We start from the raw sequence: 16574 nt of genomic DNA, 5'->3' as shown, positions 1-16574 counted from the left end.
CTCTGTTCCGTTTTCCACTCAGGAAATCTGTGCCACATCCGACATGGCCACGGTCTTGCCGTTACTCAGCACCAGCTGCGGCGCCCCGTTAGCGGCAAAGCTCACCGCGGCAATGGTCTTGTAGTTGTAGGTCGTGGCCTTGACCTGCACGGCCGAGCCGTCGGTCCCCTGATTGGAGGCCGTGGCGGTAAAGGTATAGTTGCCGGCCGGCAGGACGTTGCCGCTGCTGTCCTTGCCATCCCAGGCGAAGGAATTCATGCCGTTTTGCGGACTCGGCACACTGAAAGTGGAAACCGTCTTGCCGTTGGCGTCCTGCACCGAAATATTCAGTTGCTGAGCCGAACCTGCCAGCGAAACCGCCCCCATGGTCTTGTTGCCGTTGGTATTGCCGTCCCAGCCCATGGTATTGCCGGCAACCAGGGCACTATGTCCGACCGTGGTGGCGGCAATCAGCGACTGCGACGCCATTTGCGACTGCAGCAGCGACTGCATGGTGGTATTCAGGTTCTGCATCCCGGTCACCTGGCTGATCTGCGCCATCTGACTGGTGATCTCACTGTTCTCCATCGGATTCATCGGATCCTGAGCCTGCAGCTGGGTCGTCAGCAGCTTCAGAAAGCGATCCTGAATCCCCTGAGCGCTGGTCGGGTCGGTACTGCTGCCGGACGTGGAGCTGGACGAACTCTTGTTGCCGTTCAGAATGTCGTAGGGGTTGCTGCTATTGGACTGGCTGGTAGACGAGACGGTCATGATGCATTCCTTTCAGTATTACTGGCCAAGCTGCAGTGTTTTCTGCATCAGGGTTTTGGCGGTATTCATCACTTCAACGTTGGTCTGATACGAACGCGAGGCCGAGATCATGTCAGCCATCTCTTCTACCGGATTGACGTTGGGCATATTGACGTAGCCGCGGGCATCTGCCAGCGGGTTGGCCGGATCGTACTTCAGAATCGGCGGGCTCTTGTCTTCCACCACCGAGGTGACCCGCACCCCGGCCACCAGCGGCTGGGTGGCCGTCACCGGAATGGCGGTAAACACCACATGACGACCCTTGTAGGGTTGCCCGGTCGAGCTGGTCGCGCTTTCGGCGTTGGCGATATTACTGGCCACCACGCTCAGTCGCATGGACTGCGCTGTCAGCGCCGAACCGGCAATCGAAAAAACATTGGTCAGAGACATGGCAATCAGCCCTTCAGAACCAGATTCAGCTGCGAAATACGATGATTGAGGAAGGTCAGCGTGCTTTGATACTGCAAGGCGTTATCCATGAACGCACCACGCTCCACATCCATATCCACGGTGTTGCCGTCGACACTGGGCTGCACCGCATTGCGGTATTGCAGCGGCACCGAGGCGCCACCATCACCAGGATTAGTACTGAAATGACGCGGATCGGTGGCCATCAGCGCCAGATCCTTGCCACTGCCATGACCATCCATCTGAGCCTTCATGGTGGCGGCAAAATCAAAGTCGACAGCCTTGTAGTAAGGCGTTTCCGCGTTGGCCATATTGCCGGCCAGCACTTCAGTGCGATACGCGCGCAGATTCAGTGCGCGTTGATCGAACTTAAAGTCATTGGCGATTTTGTCGAACATGTCTTCCTCCTGGTGCGACATATAAAGCAGGAAGCATGCCAGAAAATATAAAATAATTAAGTGATTGATTTTTATCGTTTTTATTTAACAAAAAACCCATCGCCCGCCCCAAACCCACCGTCAGCGGCAAGAATTGCCGCCGACAGGCAAGGCCTTGCAGCCACCCGGCAAAAGAGAAACACCATGGCGGACAGGGTCGACAGATATTCAAAATGGGTCTGGTGTGACTATGATTCTCTTAAGAATCCTAAAAGACCCGGCCCGGCCGGGGAGAACATGGGGACATGGCGTGGCTGAGAATCGCAAACTGGCCGTTGCGACCCTGGGGGCGATTGGTATCGTCTACGGCAATATCGGCACGTCGCCGCTCTATGCGCTGCACCAGATTTTCTTTGGCTCCGGACTGCAGGCACTGACGCCAGACAGTGTGCTCGGCGGCACCTCACTGGCGATCTGGGCACTGACCCTGATTGTGGCCTTCAAATATGCCCTGCTGGTTCTGCGGGCAGACAATGATGGCGAGGGTGGTCTGTTTGCGCTGTACAGCCTGCTGTACGGCAATGCCAGACAATCGCGCACCCGGCCGATCCTGATTGCCCTGATTCTCGGTGCCGGCCTGCTGATCGGCGACGGCATGATCTCTCCGGCCATCAGCGTACTGGCGGCCGTCGAAGGTCTGGACATCGCACTGCCCGGACAGAGCGAGCTGGTGACGCCGATCACCCTGGCACTGCTGACGCTGCTCTTTGCCCTGCAATCCGTCGGCAGCGGCAAGATCAGCAAGATTTTCAGCCCGGTGCTGCTCCTGTGGTTCCTGTCCATCGCCCTGCTCGGACTGCGGCAGATCATGACCACCCCGGAAATTCTGCAGGCACTCAATCCCTGGTACGGCCTGCAGTTTTTGCTGCAGCGTCACTGGCACGCCTCGCTGATGACCCTGGGGGCCGTCATGCTCTGCGTCACCGGTGGCGAAGCCCTGTATGCCGATCTCGGGCATTTCGGCGCCCGCCCGATTCGTCTGGGCTGGTTCAGCGTGGTCTTCCCCGCCCTGCTGCTCAACTATCTCGGCCAGGGCGCCTTCGTTCTGGCTCACCCGGGCCAGAACTGGCCCAATCTGTTTTTCAGCATGGTGCCGCCGCCCCTGCTCTACCCGATGATCATTCTGGCGACCCTGAGCACCATCATCGCCTCGCAGGCATTGATCACCGGCACCTTTTCCCTGCTGTCGCAGGCGGTTCGTCTCGGCCTGTTTCCGCGCCTGCGGATCGTGCATACCGATATCGAGCACACGGGCCAGATCTATATCAGCTTCGTCAACTGGTCGCTGTACCTCGGCAGCATCACCCTGGTGGTGGTCTTCGGATCCAGCCACAACCTGGCGGCGGCCTATGGCCTGGCTGTTGCCGGGGTCATGCTGATCACCTCCAGCGCCATGCTGCCCATCGCGCAGGAGCACTGGCAATGGACCCGCGCCCGCGCAAGGCTGGTCTGGGTCCCGATCACCGCCGTCAATGGCGCCTTTCTCGGTGCCAGCAGTCTGAAATTCCTTGAGGGCGGCTATGTACCAATCAGCATCGGGTTGGTGGTATTCATCGTCATGGTCACCTGGCAGTGGGGCAGGCAGGCCACTTCGGCGGCCTACTCGCGCAAACACACCATGAACATGACCGAGCTGATCGAACTGCACCGCCAGAGCCGGCATTTTGTCGAGCGCAACGCCATTCTGATGATCCCGCGTGCACCACACCGCCTGCATGACCATACCCCGGCCCTGCTGCAGCTCATCTGGGACCGTTATGGCATCCTGCCGCGCAACCTCATCTTCGTGACCGTCAACCACCCCAAGGTGCCCTACGTACACGGCAACCGCTATCAGATCACGGTCTTCGAGCAGACACCGGGCCGTGGCAGCATCCTCAGCGTCAACGTCAGCTTCGGCTTCATGGAAGAACCCAACGTGGAAAACCTGCTGGAGGAAATGGCACAGCAGAAGGAAATCGCCCTGCCGACCGACCGGCGGCACTGGATCGTACACGTCGCCGTCGAGAACCTGCTGCCGTCCCGCACCCTGGGGCGGACAAAACGCATGGGCTTCCGCCTGTTCCAGTTCCTGCGCACCGTCTCGCAGCCAACTTATTACTACTACGGTATGGGGGTGTACGTGCAGCTGTCCTCGGAAATCATGCCCGTCCACTTGCGTTAAGCCCTTTTCGCCGCGCATCACAAAGACATAAGCATTGAGCATTCGCCTTGCGCCTCCGTATACTGCCAGCCAGGGGGAGTCATGGCGCTATCACTGAAAAACATTCGTTACTTCATCGCAGTGGCCGAAGCCGAGTCGATCACCGGGGCCGCCCACGCACTGAATGTGTCGCAATCCGTGCTGACCGAAGCCATCAAGGCACTGGAGGCCGACCTGGCAGCCACCCTGTTCCAGCGTCACGCCCGCGGTATGGTACTGACCCATGCCGGACACCAGTTCCTCAGCCATGCCCATCAGATCCTCGGCAGTGTGCGCAATGCGCAGCAAGCCCTCTCCGCCCGGCCGGACACCATGACCGGTCAACTCAACCTGGGGGTCACCAGCCTGGTGACCGGCTATTTCCTGCCCTATCTGCTGGGCCGCTATCGCCGCACCTTTCCCAAGGTCGACGTCAAGGTCATCGAAGACCAGCGCGACTATATCGAGCATCTGCTGGTCAACGGCGAACTGGATGCTGCCGTGCTGATCGTCTCCAACATCCAGAATCGCCAGGCCATCGAGGCAGAAACCCTGATGGAATCGCCCTACCGCCTGTGGCTGCCGACCAACCATCCCCTGCTGGAACTCGGCGCCATCTCGATCACGGAAATGGTCAGTGAACCACTGGTCATGCTGCGGCTGGATGAACTGGAAGACAGCATCACCTCGTCCTGGCGCCAGGCCGGCCACCGCCCCAACGTCGTGCTGCGCACCGAGTCGGTCGAAGGGGCGCGCAGTCTGGTCGCCAGTGGCGAGGGGCTGGCCATCCTGCCAGACATGCTCTACCGCCCCTGGTCGCTGGATGGCGACCGGCTGGAGGTGCGCAGCCTGCAGGAAACCATGCCCTCGCTGCAGCTCGGCATTGCCTGGCGTCGCGGCTCACGCCTGTCCGACATCACCCGCCATTTCTTGCTGATTGCCCGCGAACATAGCCGGGGCCGTGGCTGAGGCGATTTAGCAATCTAATTTACCGAATACACACCACCACCGTTCGGAAATTCAGAACAAATTTCCCCCCTCCGGCACCGCCGGCCCACCAGCAACCGGCTGCACCCCCTCCCAATTCAGCTAGTCGGCATCAGCCTTCCCTCCCTTGCCTGGCTGCATTCTGAAAAACCGAACGTTTCTATAGGTCTGGAGCATTAGCTCGAAATCAGACGCTTTCTTATGATGCAACGAGCATAGGCAGACGCAGATCTGCCGCGCTTCTACATGTCAGTTAGCTACGTAACGCTACACAGGAGAGAAACATGTTCAAGACGATGCACATCAAAGCCGGTCTGCTGACGCTGGGCGTCCTGACCTTCCCGGCCAGCCAGGCCGCACCGCTGACCCATCTGGGTGCCGGCGAGGGCCAGCTCAACATCATTGCCTGGCCGGGCTACATCGAACGCGGTGCCAACGACAAGAACTACGACTGGGTCACGGCATTTGAAAAACAGACAGGCTGCCAGGTCAATGTCAAAACCGCAGCCACCTCCGACGAGATGGTGTCGCTGATGGGATCGGGCAATTACGATCTGGTCACCGCCTCGGGTGACGCCTCGCTGCGACTGATCTACGGCAAGAAGGTGCAGGCGATCAACACCGCCCTGATTCCCAGCTGGAAGACCCTGGACAGCCGGCTGCAGAACGGCAGCTGGTTTACCGTCAACGGCCAGCACTACGGTACGCCCTATCAGTGGGGGGCCAACTTCCTGGCCTATAACAGCAAGATTTTCAAGACGGCACCAAGCAGCTGGAACGTGGTCTTCGAGCCGATGACCCTGCCGGACGGCAAGCCGAACAAGGGCCGGGTACAAGCCTATGACGGTCCGATCTATATTGCCGACGCCGCCATGTACCTGATGGCCAAGAACCCGGCACTGGGCATCAAGGACCCCTACGAACTGAACGAAACCCAGTATGCCGCGGTGCTCAAGCTGTTGCGCCAGCAAAAACAGCTGACCCACCGCTACTGGCATGACGTCACCGTACAGATGAATGACTTCAAGAACGAGGGCATCGCGGCGACCAGCGCCTGGGGCTACACCGTCAATAGCCTGACGGCGGAGAAATTCCCGATCGGTGAAACCATTCCCAAGGAAGGCGCCACCGGCTGGGCCGATACCACCATGCTGGCCAGCGAGGCCAAGCATCCGGTCTGCAGCTACAAGTGGATGGAGTGGTCGCTGAACAAGAATCTGCAATCGGCCCTGGCAGAATGGTTCGGATCCAACCCGGTGGTGCCGGCAGCCTGCAACACCAAGGCACCGGGCGGCACGGCCTTCTGCAAGAGCAATGGTTTCGACAAATTTGCCCAGATCCACTTCTGGAAAACGCCGACCGCCAGCTGCAAGCAGGGGCAATGTGTGCCCTACAGCCGCTGGACGGCTGACTATATCGCCATCATGGGCGGACGCTGAGCGCAACCGGCCGGTTCGCTGCGGGCGAACCGGCCATCTCAAGAAGCGAGACCATCGTGACCTACGCTGTCGAATTCCAGAATCTGAGCCGCACCTTCGATAAAGTGCGCGCCGTGGACAATGTTGATCTGCGCATCGAAGAGGGCGAATTCTTCTCGATGCTCGGCCCGTCGGGCTCCGGCAAGACGACCTGCCTGCGCCTGATTGCCGGCTTTGAACAGCCGACTGCCGGCTCGGTGCGCATTTTCGGTCAGGAAGCGGCCGGACTGCCGCCCTACCGCCGTGACGTCAATACGGTATTCCAGGATTACGCCCTGTTTCCCCACATGAGTGTCCTCGACAATGTCGCCTACGGGCTGATGGTCAAGGGCGTCGACAAACGCACCCGCTGGCAGCGCGCCCAGACCTTGCTGGACATGGTCAAGCTGGGCGACCACGCCAGTCGGCGGCCGGCGGCCCTGTCCGGCGGTCAACGCCAGCGTGTGGCCCTGGCACGGGCACTGATCAATCAACCGCGGGTATTGCTGCTGGACGAGCCGCTGGGCGCCCTGGACCTGAAGCTGCGCGAACAAATGCAGATCGAACTGAAGGCCCTGCAAAGACAGCTGGGCATTACCTTCATCTATGTCACCCACGATCAGGGTGAAGCGCTGTCGATGTCGGACCGGGTCGCGGTCTTCAATCTGGGGCGGATCGAACAGGTCGCCACGCCGCGCGTCCTGTATACCCGGCCACAGACCGCCTTCGTCGCCGATTTCGTCGGCACCTCGAATGTCTTTGATGCCGCGATGGCCCAGGCCCTGTGCGGGCAGTCGCAACCCTTTTCCATCCGGCCCGAGCGCATCCGGCTGAGCCAGAGCGCACCGGCCGGGGAGGAAATCGGTCTGCAGGGCGAACTGATCGACATTCAGTATCTGGGGGCAGTCAGCCGCTTCGAAGTCCGGGCAACGAACGGCAAGGTACTGGCCGTGGTCAGCCCAAACCTGGATGACGAAGAGCAGCGTCTGCACATCGGCATGCCGATCCATCTGTGCTGGCCACATCAAGCCATGCATGTCCTGGGAGCCTGAGCCATGAAGCTGACGCATCCCGCCTGGCACCGCAGCCTGATCGACCGGCTCTACCTGAGCCCGAGACTGTGGCTGCTGATGCTGCTCGCCCCGCCGCTGCTCTGGTTCGGCGTGGTCTATCTCGGCTCGCTGTTCAGCCTGCTGCTGCAGAGCTTTTTCACCTTCGATGACTTCACCATGAACGTCAGTCCGGTGCTGACGCTCGACAATTATCGCAATCTGCTGTCGCCGGCCAATATCGATGTCATCCTGCGCACCCTGGGCATGGCGCTGGCCGTCACCCTCGCCTCGGCGCTGCTGGCCTTTCCCCTGGCCTACTACATGGCCCGCTACGCCAAAGGCTGGAAAAAGGGCTTCTTCTACGTGGCCGTCATGCTGCCGATGTGGGCCAGCTACATTGTCAAGGCCTACTCCTGGACCGTGATCCTGGCCAAGGGCGGACTGGTGTACTGGTTCTACCGCACCTTCGGTCTGAGTGGCTTTGTCGACTGGCTGCTCTCGCTGCCGTGGATTGGCGGCAATTCGCTCTCCACCTCCAATCTCGGACGATTTACCGTGTTCACCTATATCTGGCTGCCCTTCATGATCTTGCCGATCCAGGCCTCGCTGGAACGTGTGCCGCCTAACCTGACCCAGGCCGCAGCCGATCTGGGCGCCACCCCTTGGCAGGCATTCCGGACCGTGATCCTGCCGCTGGCGTTTCCCGGGGTGGTGGCCGGCTCGATCTTCACCTTCTCCCTGACCCTGGGGGACTACATCATTCCGCAGTTATTCGGCCCGTCGGGCTACTTCATCGGCACCATGGTGTACAGCATGCAGGGCGCCATCGGCAATCTGCCGATGGCCGGCGCCTTCACGCTGGTGCCGGTGCTGATCATCGCGCTGTACCTGAGCGTGGCCAAACGTCTGGGAGCTTTCGATGCGCTATAAGCCAAACAACGCCGATCAGGCGCCCTGGTGGCTGCGCCTGCTGGCCTGGGGAGGGCTGGGCTTTCTGCACCTGCCGATCGCCATGATCGCCCTGTATGCCTTCAACACCGAAACCGCCGCCTACAGCTTCCCCATGAAGGGCTTCACCCTGCACTGGTTCAGCGTGGCCTTCGCCAATGCCGACGTGCTGGCGGCCATCGGGCTGTCGTTCAGGATTGCCCTGGCGGCGACCCTGCTGGCACTGCTGCTGGGTTCCCTGGCTGCCGGGGCACTCTACCGCCACCGCTTCCCCGGCAAAGAGACGCTCACCCTGATGCTGATCCTGCCGATTGCCCTGCCCGGCATCATTACCGGTCTGGCCCTGTTGTCGGCATTCCGACTGGGAGGCATCGAGCCGGGTTTCTGGACCATCGCCATCGGCCATGCCACCTTCTGCGTCGTCGTGGTGTACAACAATGTGATTGCCCGGCTGCGGCGCAACAGCTACAACCTGATCGAAGCATCGATGGACCTCGGGGCCGACCCGTGGCAGACCTTCCGCCATGTACTGCTGCCCCAGATGGCCACCGCCCTGCTGGCAGGCGGCATTCTGGCTTTTGCCCTGAGCTTCGACGAAATCATCGTCACCACCTTTACCGCCGGCAATCAGGTCACGCTGCCCATCTGGCTGCTCAATCAGCTGACCCGCCCGCGGGATGTGCCGGTGACCAATGTGGTGGCACTGACTGTCATGCTCCTGACCACGCTCCCGATCATCGCCGCATGGCGCCTGACCCGGGGCACCGAAGACATTGCCGGCAGCGGCAAATAACCCTGACCCATAGAGGCTGAACCATGGAAAAAACCTTGCAAACCCGCCTGCTGATCAATGGCCAGTTCGTCGAGGGCGAAGGTCATCCGGAAGCGGTGATCAACCCTGCAACCGGCGAATGCATCGCCCGCATTGCCGAAGCCTCGCTCGAACAGGTACAGGCCGCGGTACGGGCGGCCGATGCCGCCTTTGTCGCCTGGTCTCGCACCACGCCCAAGGACCGGGCTCAGATGCTGCTGCAGATCGCCGAGGTCATCGATGCCCATGCCACCGAATTTGCCCGCCTCGAGTCCCTGAACTGCGGCAAGCCCTATGCCCTGGCGCTGGCGGATGAAATGCCCGCCGTGGCCGATGTATTCCGCTTTTTCGCCGGGGCGGTCCGGGCCCAGACCGGCCTGCTGGCCGGCGAGTACCTGGCCGGCCACACCAGCATGATCCGCCGCGATCCGCTCGGGGTGGTGGCCTCCATCGCCCCCTGGAACTACCCGCTGATGATGGCGGCCTGGAAAATGGCACCGGCACTGGCTGCCGGCAATACCGTGGTGCTCAAGCCCTCCGAGCAGACCCCCCTGTCCACCCTGAAACTTGCCGAATACTGCGCCAACATCCTGCCGCCCGGGGTTTTCAACGTGGTCCTGGGTCGGGGCGACACGGTGGGCAGCCCGCTGATCAGCCAGCCGCAGGTGCGCATGATCTCCCTGACCGGTGATGTTTCTACCGGGACCCGCATTCTGGAAACCGCGGCCAAGTCGCTCAAGCGTACCCACCTGGAACTGGGCGGCAAGGCTCCGGTGATCGTGTTTGACGATGCAGATCTGGAAGAGGTGGTGGCCGGCATTCGCACCTTCGGTTACTACAATGCCGGGCAGGATTGCACTGCAGCCTGCCGCCTCTACGCCAGCAGCAAGATTTACGACAAGCTGGTGGCGGAACTGTCCAGTGCCGTCTCCGGCATCCAGTATGGCAAGCAGCATGATGAGGGCGTGGAAATGGGGCCGCTGATTTCCGAGCGGCAACTGAACCGCGTCGCCAGCTTCGTCGAGCGCGCCCAGCAGCAAAGTCATATCGAGATCACGGCCGGTGGCCAGCGAGGCAGCGGCAATGGCTTCTTCTTCCAGCCGACGGTCATCGCCGGCGCCCGCCAGACTGACGAAATCGTCTGCAGCGAGGTCTTTGGTCCGGTGGTGTCGATCACCCGCTTCGACGGCGAAGAGCAGGCCATCGCCTGGGCCAACGACTCCAACTACGGCCTGGCCAGCTCGGTCTGGACCCGGGATGTCGGCCGTGCCATGCGGGTGTCTTCGGCGCTGCAATATGGCTGCACCTGGGTCAACACGCATTTCATGCTGGTCAGTGAAATGCCGCATGGCGGCCTGAAGCGCTCCGGCTACGGCAAGGACCTCTCGCTGTACGCCCTGGAAGATTACAGCGTGGCACGCCACATCATGATCAAGCACTAAGCACCTTCAGCCCGGCAGCCGCCTGGTTGCCGGGCGCTTCCCTCGCCTGCCCCCGCCTGATCCGACGCCATCTGATTGCAACAATTGCCCTTTAGCATGGCCTCAGCGATGCCGGAACAGAAGGAGGAGGCCATGTTTGCACCCCCCCGTTGCGCGGAGAACCTCCGTTGATCCTTGCCGCCTGGCTGCCTGCCGCGCTGCCGCTCTATGGCTGGCCTGCGCTGTTCGCCGCCATGGTACTGGAAGGGCCGCTGGCCACGGTGCTGGCCGGCTTCATGGCCGCCCAGGGACTGGTCTCCCTGCCGGGCATTGGCCTGCTGGCCGTGCTCGCCGATCTGAGCGGCGATACCCTGCTGTATATGCTGGGACGACAGGGGCGAGTCCCGTCCCGGGTCTGGCGAGGCCGGCGCGGCCTGCTGCGGCGCAAGCGCGCACTGTGGCTGCAGGCGCATCTGCGCCAACATGCCGGGCGTCTGCTGGTGGCCGGCAAGCTCACTCATGCCATGGGGTTTCTGGTGCTGATCGCTGCCGGTGCGGCCCGGCTGCCCTTTCTGCCCTTCCTTGGCTGGAACCTGCTCGCCACCCTGCCCAAAGTGGCCATCTTTGCCGGGCTGGGCTATTTCGGCGGCGCCGCCTTCCAGCGCATCGACCATGCGCTGTGGCTATTCAGCTGCCTGGCCGGTGCCGGCCTGCTGCTGGCCGCCTGGCTCTGGATTCGCTACCACATCCTGCCCCACCTGCCGGAGGAGTGACCGATCATGCGCATCGCCGTTTTCACCGACAGCTTCTACCCGGAACTGGGTGGCATTCAGGACTCGATCATGCTCACCTGCCGAGCCCTGGGAGAACGTGGGCACCAGTTGATGATCGTCGCCCCCCGTGCCAGTCGCCAGGACTTCCGGCTGGCCAATGTCCCCTGCCGGGAAATCGACCTGGGTCCGAATGTGACCATCTTGCGCCAACTGTCGCTCAAGGCACCCGGTTCGACCGGGCAATCGCGTCTGTTTGTCCCCAGCGGACTGGTCAGCCGGCGCCTGCGGGCTTTCGCCCCGCAGCTCATCCACACTCACACTTTTCTCGGCGCCGGTCTGCAGGCACGCCTGTCGGCGCGACGGCTCCGGCTGCCGCTGATCGGCACCAACCACTGGGCCATCGGCGCCTTCTCGGGCTATGTCCCCTTGCCGGCCGACTGGGTGCGTCACGCCAGCCTGAATGCCGTCACCAGTTATTACAACCATTGCCAGCTGGTGACCGGCCCGTCGCACTCGGTACTGGAAGACATGCTGCAACACGGGCTGCGAGCCCCCCACCGGGTGCTCTCCAACCCGATCGACACCACGCTGTTCAGCCCGGTTCATGCCAGCGTGCGCCAGCAGCTCAAGGCCAGACTGGGCCTGAGCGACGCCACCATCGTCTACGCCGGTCGCCTGGCCAGAGAAAAGCATGTCGACGTCTTGATCCAGGCGCTCGCCAGACTGCGCAGCCGGCATCCGGCCGCCCTGCTGATCCTGGCAGGACATGGCACGGAGCGCGACAGGCTTCAGAGTCTGACCCGCGAGCTGGGCATCGAAGCCCAGGTGCGCTTTGTCGGGACGCTGGACAAGCCGGCACTGGCCGAGTTGTTTCAGGCCGCCGATGTCTTTGCCCTGGCCAGCACCTCGGAGACCCAGAGCATGGTCATGCTGCAGGCCATGAGCAGCGGGTTGCCGGTCGTCGCCGCCGATGCGCTGGCGCTGCCGGAATATGTCACCGAGGGCAGCGGCCTGCTGGCCGCACCAGGTGATGCCGAAGACTTTGCCCGTCAGCTCGATGGGCTGCTGGCCGATGGCCCGCGCCGCCGGCGCATGGGTCTGCAGGCGCAACAGCAGACCAGGCGTTATGCCCTCGACACCATTGTCTCGGCATGGGAAGCCCTCTATGCCGATGCAGCTGCCTTGCCCGTCCCCCTCGTCCCCCTGCCACAAGGAGCACAGCCATGAAGCTCAGCCTGATCATTCCGGCCTACAACGAACAAGACTACCTGGCGGACTGCCTGCGCCATGCCCTGCGCGAAACCCGGGCGCAGGCCGCACGCGGGCCGTTTGAAATCATCGTCATCAACAATGCCAGTACCGACCGCACCGCCGAGGTCGCGGCCGGATTTGCCGATGTACGTGTGATCCATGAGGCGCGCAAGGGCCTGACCCATGCGCGTCAGCGCGGCCTGGAGGAGGCGCAGGGCGAGATCCTGGCCTATATCGATGCCGATACCCGCATGGCCCCCGGCTGGCTGGGCCGGGTACTGGACCTGTATCAGGCCAGACCGGATGCCGTCTGCGTCAGCGGCCCCTATACCTATTACGATCTGGCGAAATTCAAGAGCGCCCTGGTCAGGCTGTACTGGCTGATGCTGGCCAAACCGACCTATCTGTTCACCCAGTACATGGCCGTCGGCGGTAACTTCGCCGCCCGCCGCAACGCGCTGGTCGAGATCGGCGGTTTTGACACCAACATTGCCTTCTACGGTGAGGACACCAATATTGCCCGGCGCCTGGCCGATGTCGGCCGGGTGATTTTCGACATGGGACTGATCATGCCGACCTCGGCACGGCGGCTGGACGAAGAAGGCTTCGTCATGACCGCCATGCGCTACATGATGAACTTCATGTCGGAGGTCGTCCTCAAGCGCCCGACGACCAACGCCTACCGCGACGTCAGATAGTCACGGCGGAGAGGAAAGCATCGAAGGCAGCGATCAGCCGGTCGACATCGGCCTCCAGGGTCGCCGGACACACCAGCATCATGTTGTGGAACGGGGTGATCGACAGCCCGCGATTGAGCAGATAGAGGTGAATCATGTGCTCCAGCTCACCATCCAGAATGGCACCGGCCTCACTGCCATTACGCGGCGGCCGGGGGGCAAACTGAAACTCGGTGCGGGCGCCCACCTGGGTCACGCACCAGGGCACCGCATGACGGGCAATCACCGCACGCAGGCCCTGGGCAAGCCGGGCGGCCAGCTCGAACATGCGCAGATAGGCCGCCTCGGTCATCACCTCGGACAGATTGGCCCGCATGGCCGCCATCGCCAGCATATTGGCCGTCAGCGTCGTCCCGATGCCGCTGTGGCCGGCAGGCGCTGCCCGCTTGGCCGCTTCGGCCCTTTGCGCCACCTCGGCGCTGAAGCCGTACACCGCGCAAGGCAGCCCTCCGGCGACCGGCTTGCCCAGCACCAGCATGTCCGGCGACAGGCCATGCGCCCGGGCATAGCCGCCCGGACCGCTGCTGATGGTATGGGTTTCGTCCAGCACCAGCAGGGTGCCATGGCGTCGACACAGATCCTGTGCCGCCTGCCAGAAGCCAGGCTCAGGCAAGACCATGCCGATATTGGTCATGGCAGGCTCGGCGAGCAGACAGGCCACCTGACCATCCTGCAAGGCGGCCTCGAGCGCCGTCAGGTCGTTGAACTCCACCACCCGGGTGTGTTGCGTCAGATCGAACACCTGACCCAGCAGGCTGTCGCGCATGACCGGCTGCCCCTGTGGCGTCAGATCGACAAAGACATCGTCGACCGTGCCGTGATAACAGCCATTGAACACCAGAATCTGTGACCGGCCGCTGATGGCCCGCGCCCAGCGCAGCAGAAAACGATTGGCATCGGATGCCGTCATGGCGAACTGCCAGAACGGCAGGCCAAAACGGCGCGCCAGCTCGGCCGCCACCCAGGGCGCATCCTCGCTCGGCAGCATGGCTGTCAGACCCTGTGCCCCCTGCCGTGCCAGGGCCTGCGCCACCGGCGCGGGCGAATGGCCAAACATGGCCCCGGTGTCACCGAGACAGAAATCGGCATAACAGTGGCCATCCACATCTTCGAAACCAGCCCCTTGCGCACGCTTCACGGACAGCGGAAACGGCGTTGACCAGTCATCCATCCAGTGCAGCGGGACACCGAACAACAGATGCCCGGCAGCCGCCTGCGCCAGCGCCCTGGAACGAGGGCGCGCGGCGGCAAATGCGGCACGCTCTTCAGCGTACAAGTGCTGGGCACGCGCCCAGTCGAGTCCGGCACGGGTAGGCATGGCTGCTCCTGATCGTCGTCATGGGGAATGCGAAAAGTATGCATTACTCATCGCACTATGCGCCATACCATTCGAGAGGCCAGCCACGGTCACTGCCGCCAACAACGGCGCGTCCCCCCGGGACCGCTGCGGAGTAACACGTCAGCGGCAGCGGACACGCTGGCCAGATCACGCCGGATCTGCAATCGGCTCGATGCGCCCCAGCAACACCACAAAAGCAAAGATGCCCAGCAGCAACACCACACCGGCCACCAGAAAGGCATTGGTAAACGAATGGGAGGCACCGACGATGAAGCCGGTCACGATCGGCGCCACCACCCCCATCATATTGTTGGCAAAGTTCATGATGCCGCCGACTGTGCCGGTGGCGCCGCGCGGGGCGATGAGCGATGGCAGGGACCAGCTGACCGGTGCCGCCGCCGCGAGACCGGACAGGGCCAGCGAAATCCAGCCGATCGCCCAGTACGGATCCTGCGTCAGGACAGTGCCGAACACGGCCAGCCCAAACAGCATGCCGGTAACCAGTACCGCTTTGCGCACCCTGGTTTCATCCAGTCCGCGCTGCACCAGATGGTCGATCAGCCAGCCGCCGACCAGCAGATCAGACACCGTGGCACACAGCCAGGGAATCGCGGCAAAACCGGCCGACTTGAGAATGCTCATATGCATGCTCTGCACCAGATAGCCCGGCAACCAGGTGAGAAACAGATAAAACGAGTAGCCGTAGGCAGCGAAGCCGATGGTCAGCCCCCAGATCTTTCGCTGACGCAGCAGATAACCCAGGGTCGTCAGCGAACCCGCCTGGCTTTCCCCTTCGGCAGCCGCACCCCCCTGGCGAATGTAATCATATTCCTCGGTACTCAGCGCGGGATGGGCACTGGGATCACGGTAGAACAACAGGAAGGCCAGGAAATAGGCCAGACTCAGCAGGGCGGTCACACCAAAGCCCCAGCGCCAGCCAAAGGTCACCACGGCATAAGCCACCAGCGGTACGCCGATCACGCTGGAAAATTTTGCCGCCGCATCAAACAAGGCGGTAGCCATGGCACGCTCACGCCGCGGGAACCAGTAGCCGGTTGCCTTGGCACTGGCCGGAAACCCCGGGGCCTCGGCAATCCCCAGCAGGGCACGGGCGGCGAACAGGCCGGCAAAGCCGCCGGCGAAGGCGGTGATGCAGGAAGCCACGACCCAGAGAAAGGCCCCCCAGCGGCCCACCCTGGTCACGCCAAACTTGTCCAGCACCATGCCGACCGGGATCTGCAACATGGCATAAGTCCAGAAAAAGGCACTGAACAGCAGGCCCAGCTGTTGATTGCTCAGGTCAAACGCCTGCTGCAACTGCGGCCCGGCCACCGATACGCTGATGCGATCCAGATAGTTGATTAATACCCCGACACCCAGCAAAGCACCGATCCGCCAACGCAGCCTTGGCAAGGCTGCCTGATTTCCCTGTTTCATGTTTTTCTCTCCGTGTGTGCTGCAAAATAAGCGCCGGTGACTAAGCCAGTGCGCTCAGAATCGAATCCACAATCTGCTGCGGGGGCAGCTCGACCGGACAGGTCAGTGCACGCTCGTCGAACTCAGGCACTTCCAGATCGGTAAACTGGCTGTCCACCAGCGCCACCGGCATGAAATGCCCCTGCCGCTCCAGCATGCGCGCCGCCACCAGCAGCGGCGTGGCGCGCAGATAGACCAGTCGCAGATCGGGGGCGCCTTCACGCAGCACCTCGCGATAGCGACGCTTCAGTGCCGAGCAGGCCAGCACCACGCCCTCTCCCTGCCTGCATGCCTCAGCCAGGATCTGCGACAGCTGTTGCAGCCAGCCCTGACGGTCCTGATCATCCAGCGCCTGACCGGCCGCCATCTTGTCGCGATTGGCCTGAGGGTGATAGTCGTCACCCTCGATAAAGCGATAGCCGAGTGCCTCTGCCAGGCGTGCGCCGATCTCGCTCTTGCCGCTACCGCAAACGCCCATTACCACCAAACATTGATCACGCATTGCC

General features: G+C 62.3%; 16 protein-coding genes. 10 read left to right on the top strand and 6 right to left on the bottom strand.

Features of this window, described 5'->3' with window-relative positions; genetic code table 11:
• Positions 1-18 precede the first annotated feature (18 nt).
• The 3 genes from JNO51_RS06065 to flgB are packed head-to-tail and all read right to left on the bottom strand — an operon-like array spanning position 19 to position 1595.
• Positions 19-750 (bottom strand): flagellar hook assembly protein FlgD, encoded by a 732-nt coding sequence (locus tag JNO51_RS06065; protein ID WP_215782119.1) that lies wholly within the window; start codon positions 748-750, stop codon positions 19-21.
• Positions 751-768: 18 nt separating this feature from the next.
• A complete protein-coding gene (gene flgC / locus JNO51_RS06060) occupies positions 769-1179 on the bottom strand; it encodes a flagellar basal body rod protein FlgC (protein WP_215782118.1) in 411 nt (136 codons plus the stop codon).
• Positions 1180-1184: 5 nt separating this feature from the next.
• Positions 1185-1595: a flagellar basal body rod protein FlgB gene (flgB, locus tag JNO51_RS06055; protein WP_215782117.1), complete on the bottom strand. Its 411-nt coding sequence runs from the start codon at positions 1593-1595 to the stop codon at positions 1185-1187.
• 289 nt (positions 1596-1884) lie between these two features.
• On the opposite strand from flgB, the gene JNO51_RS06050 reads away from it, so the two are divergent.
• From JNO51_RS06050 to JNO51_RS06005, 10 genes are all read left to right on the top strand, one after another.
• Positions 1885-3798, top strand: a complete 1914-nt coding sequence (locus tag JNO51_RS06050) for a KUP/HAK/KT family potassium transporter (RefSeq protein WP_215782116.1) — start codon at positions 1885-1887, stop codon at positions 3796-3798.
• An 81-nt stretch (positions 3799-3879) separates the two neighbouring features.
• On the top strand, positions 3880-4785 hold the full coding sequence (locus JNO51_RS06045) for a LysR family transcriptional regulator (protein ID WP_215782115.1): 906 nt from the start codon (positions 3880-3882) through the stop codon (positions 4783-4785).
• 302 nt (positions 4786-5087) lie between these two features.
• Complete coding sequence (locus JNO51_RS06040) at positions 5088-6242, top strand: ABC transporter substrate-binding protein (RefSeq protein WP_252346199.1); 1155 nt, start codon at positions 5088-5090, stop codon at positions 6240-6242.
• A gap of 56 nt (positions 6243-6298) precedes the next feature.
• Positions 6299-7312 carry an ABC transporter ATP-binding protein gene (locus tag JNO51_RS06035; protein WP_215782114.1) on the top strand — a complete coding sequence of 338 codons (1014 nt, stop codon included), beginning with the start codon at positions 6299-6301 and terminating at the stop codon, positions 7310-7312.
• A 3-nt stretch (positions 7313-7315) separates the two neighbouring features.
• Positions 7316-8242 carry an ABC transporter permease gene (locus JNO51_RS06030; protein WP_252346198.1) on the top strand — a complete coding sequence of 309 codons (927 nt, stop codon included), beginning with the start codon at positions 7316-7318 and terminating at the stop codon, positions 8240-8242.
• Positions 8232-9053: an ABC transporter permease gene (locus JNO51_RS06025; RefSeq protein WP_215782113.1), complete on the top strand. Its 822-nt coding sequence runs from the start codon at positions 8232-8234 to the stop codon at positions 9051-9053. Before JNO51_RS06030 ends, JNO51_RS06025 begins: the two co-directional genes overlap by 11 nt.
• Positions 9054-9076: 23 nt before the next feature.
• Positions 9077-10513, top strand: coding sequence for a gamma-aminobutyraldehyde dehydrogenase (locus JNO51_RS06020; protein WP_215782112.1), 1437 nt, complete (start codon positions 9077-9079; stop codon positions 10511-10513).
• 167 nt (positions 10514-10680) lie between these two features.
• Positions 10681-11265 (top strand): DedA family protein, encoded by a 585-nt coding sequence (locus JNO51_RS06015; protein ID WP_215782111.1) that lies wholly within the window; start codon positions 10681-10683, stop codon positions 11263-11265.
• Positions 11266-11271: 6 nt separating this feature from the next.
• A complete protein-coding gene (locus JNO51_RS06010) occupies positions 11272-12492 on the top strand; it encodes a glycosyltransferase (RefSeq protein ID WP_215782110.1) in 1221 nt (406 codons plus the stop codon).
• A complete protein-coding gene (locus JNO51_RS06005; RefSeq protein WP_215782109.1) occupies positions 12489-13214 on the top strand; it encodes a glycosyltransferase family A protein in 726 nt (241 codons plus the stop codon). Before JNO51_RS06010 ends, JNO51_RS06005 begins: the two co-directional genes overlap by 4 nt.
• Here JNO51_RS06005 and JNO51_RS06000 read toward each other — a convergent pair.
• The 3 genes from JNO51_RS06000 to JNO51_RS05990 all read right to left on the bottom strand — a co-directional run bounded on the left by JNO51_RS06000 (position 13207) and on the right by JNO51_RS05990 (position 16570).
• Positions 13207-14571 (bottom strand): aspartate aminotransferase family protein, encoded by a 1365-nt coding sequence (locus JNO51_RS06000; RefSeq protein ID WP_215782108.1) that lies wholly within the window; start codon positions 14569-14571, stop codon positions 13207-13209. The two genes, JNO51_RS06005 and JNO51_RS06000, sit on opposite strands and share 8 nt — an antisense overlap.
• A 168-nt stretch (positions 14572-14739) precedes the next feature.
• Positions 14740-16029 (bottom strand): MFS transporter, encoded by a 1290-nt coding sequence (locus JNO51_RS05995; protein WP_215782107.1) that lies wholly within the window; start codon positions 16027-16029, stop codon positions 14740-14742.
• Positions 16030-16069: 40 nt separating this feature from the next.
• Complete coding sequence (locus JNO51_RS05990; protein ID WP_215782106.1) at positions 16070-16570, bottom strand: gluconokinase; 501 nt, start codon at positions 16568-16570, stop codon at positions 16070-16072.
• Between the last annotated feature and the right edge of the window lie 4 nt (positions 16571-16574).

This window comes from Paludibacterium sp. B53371 (assembly GCF_018802765.1).
In the GTDB taxonomy this organism is placed as follows: domain Bacteria; phylum Pseudomonadota; class Gammaproteobacteria; order Burkholderiales; family Chromobacteriaceae; genus Paludibacterium.
The sequence above is the reverse complement of the archived record's forward strand: the minus strand, read 5'-3'. Positions and strand labels throughout refer to the sequence as shown.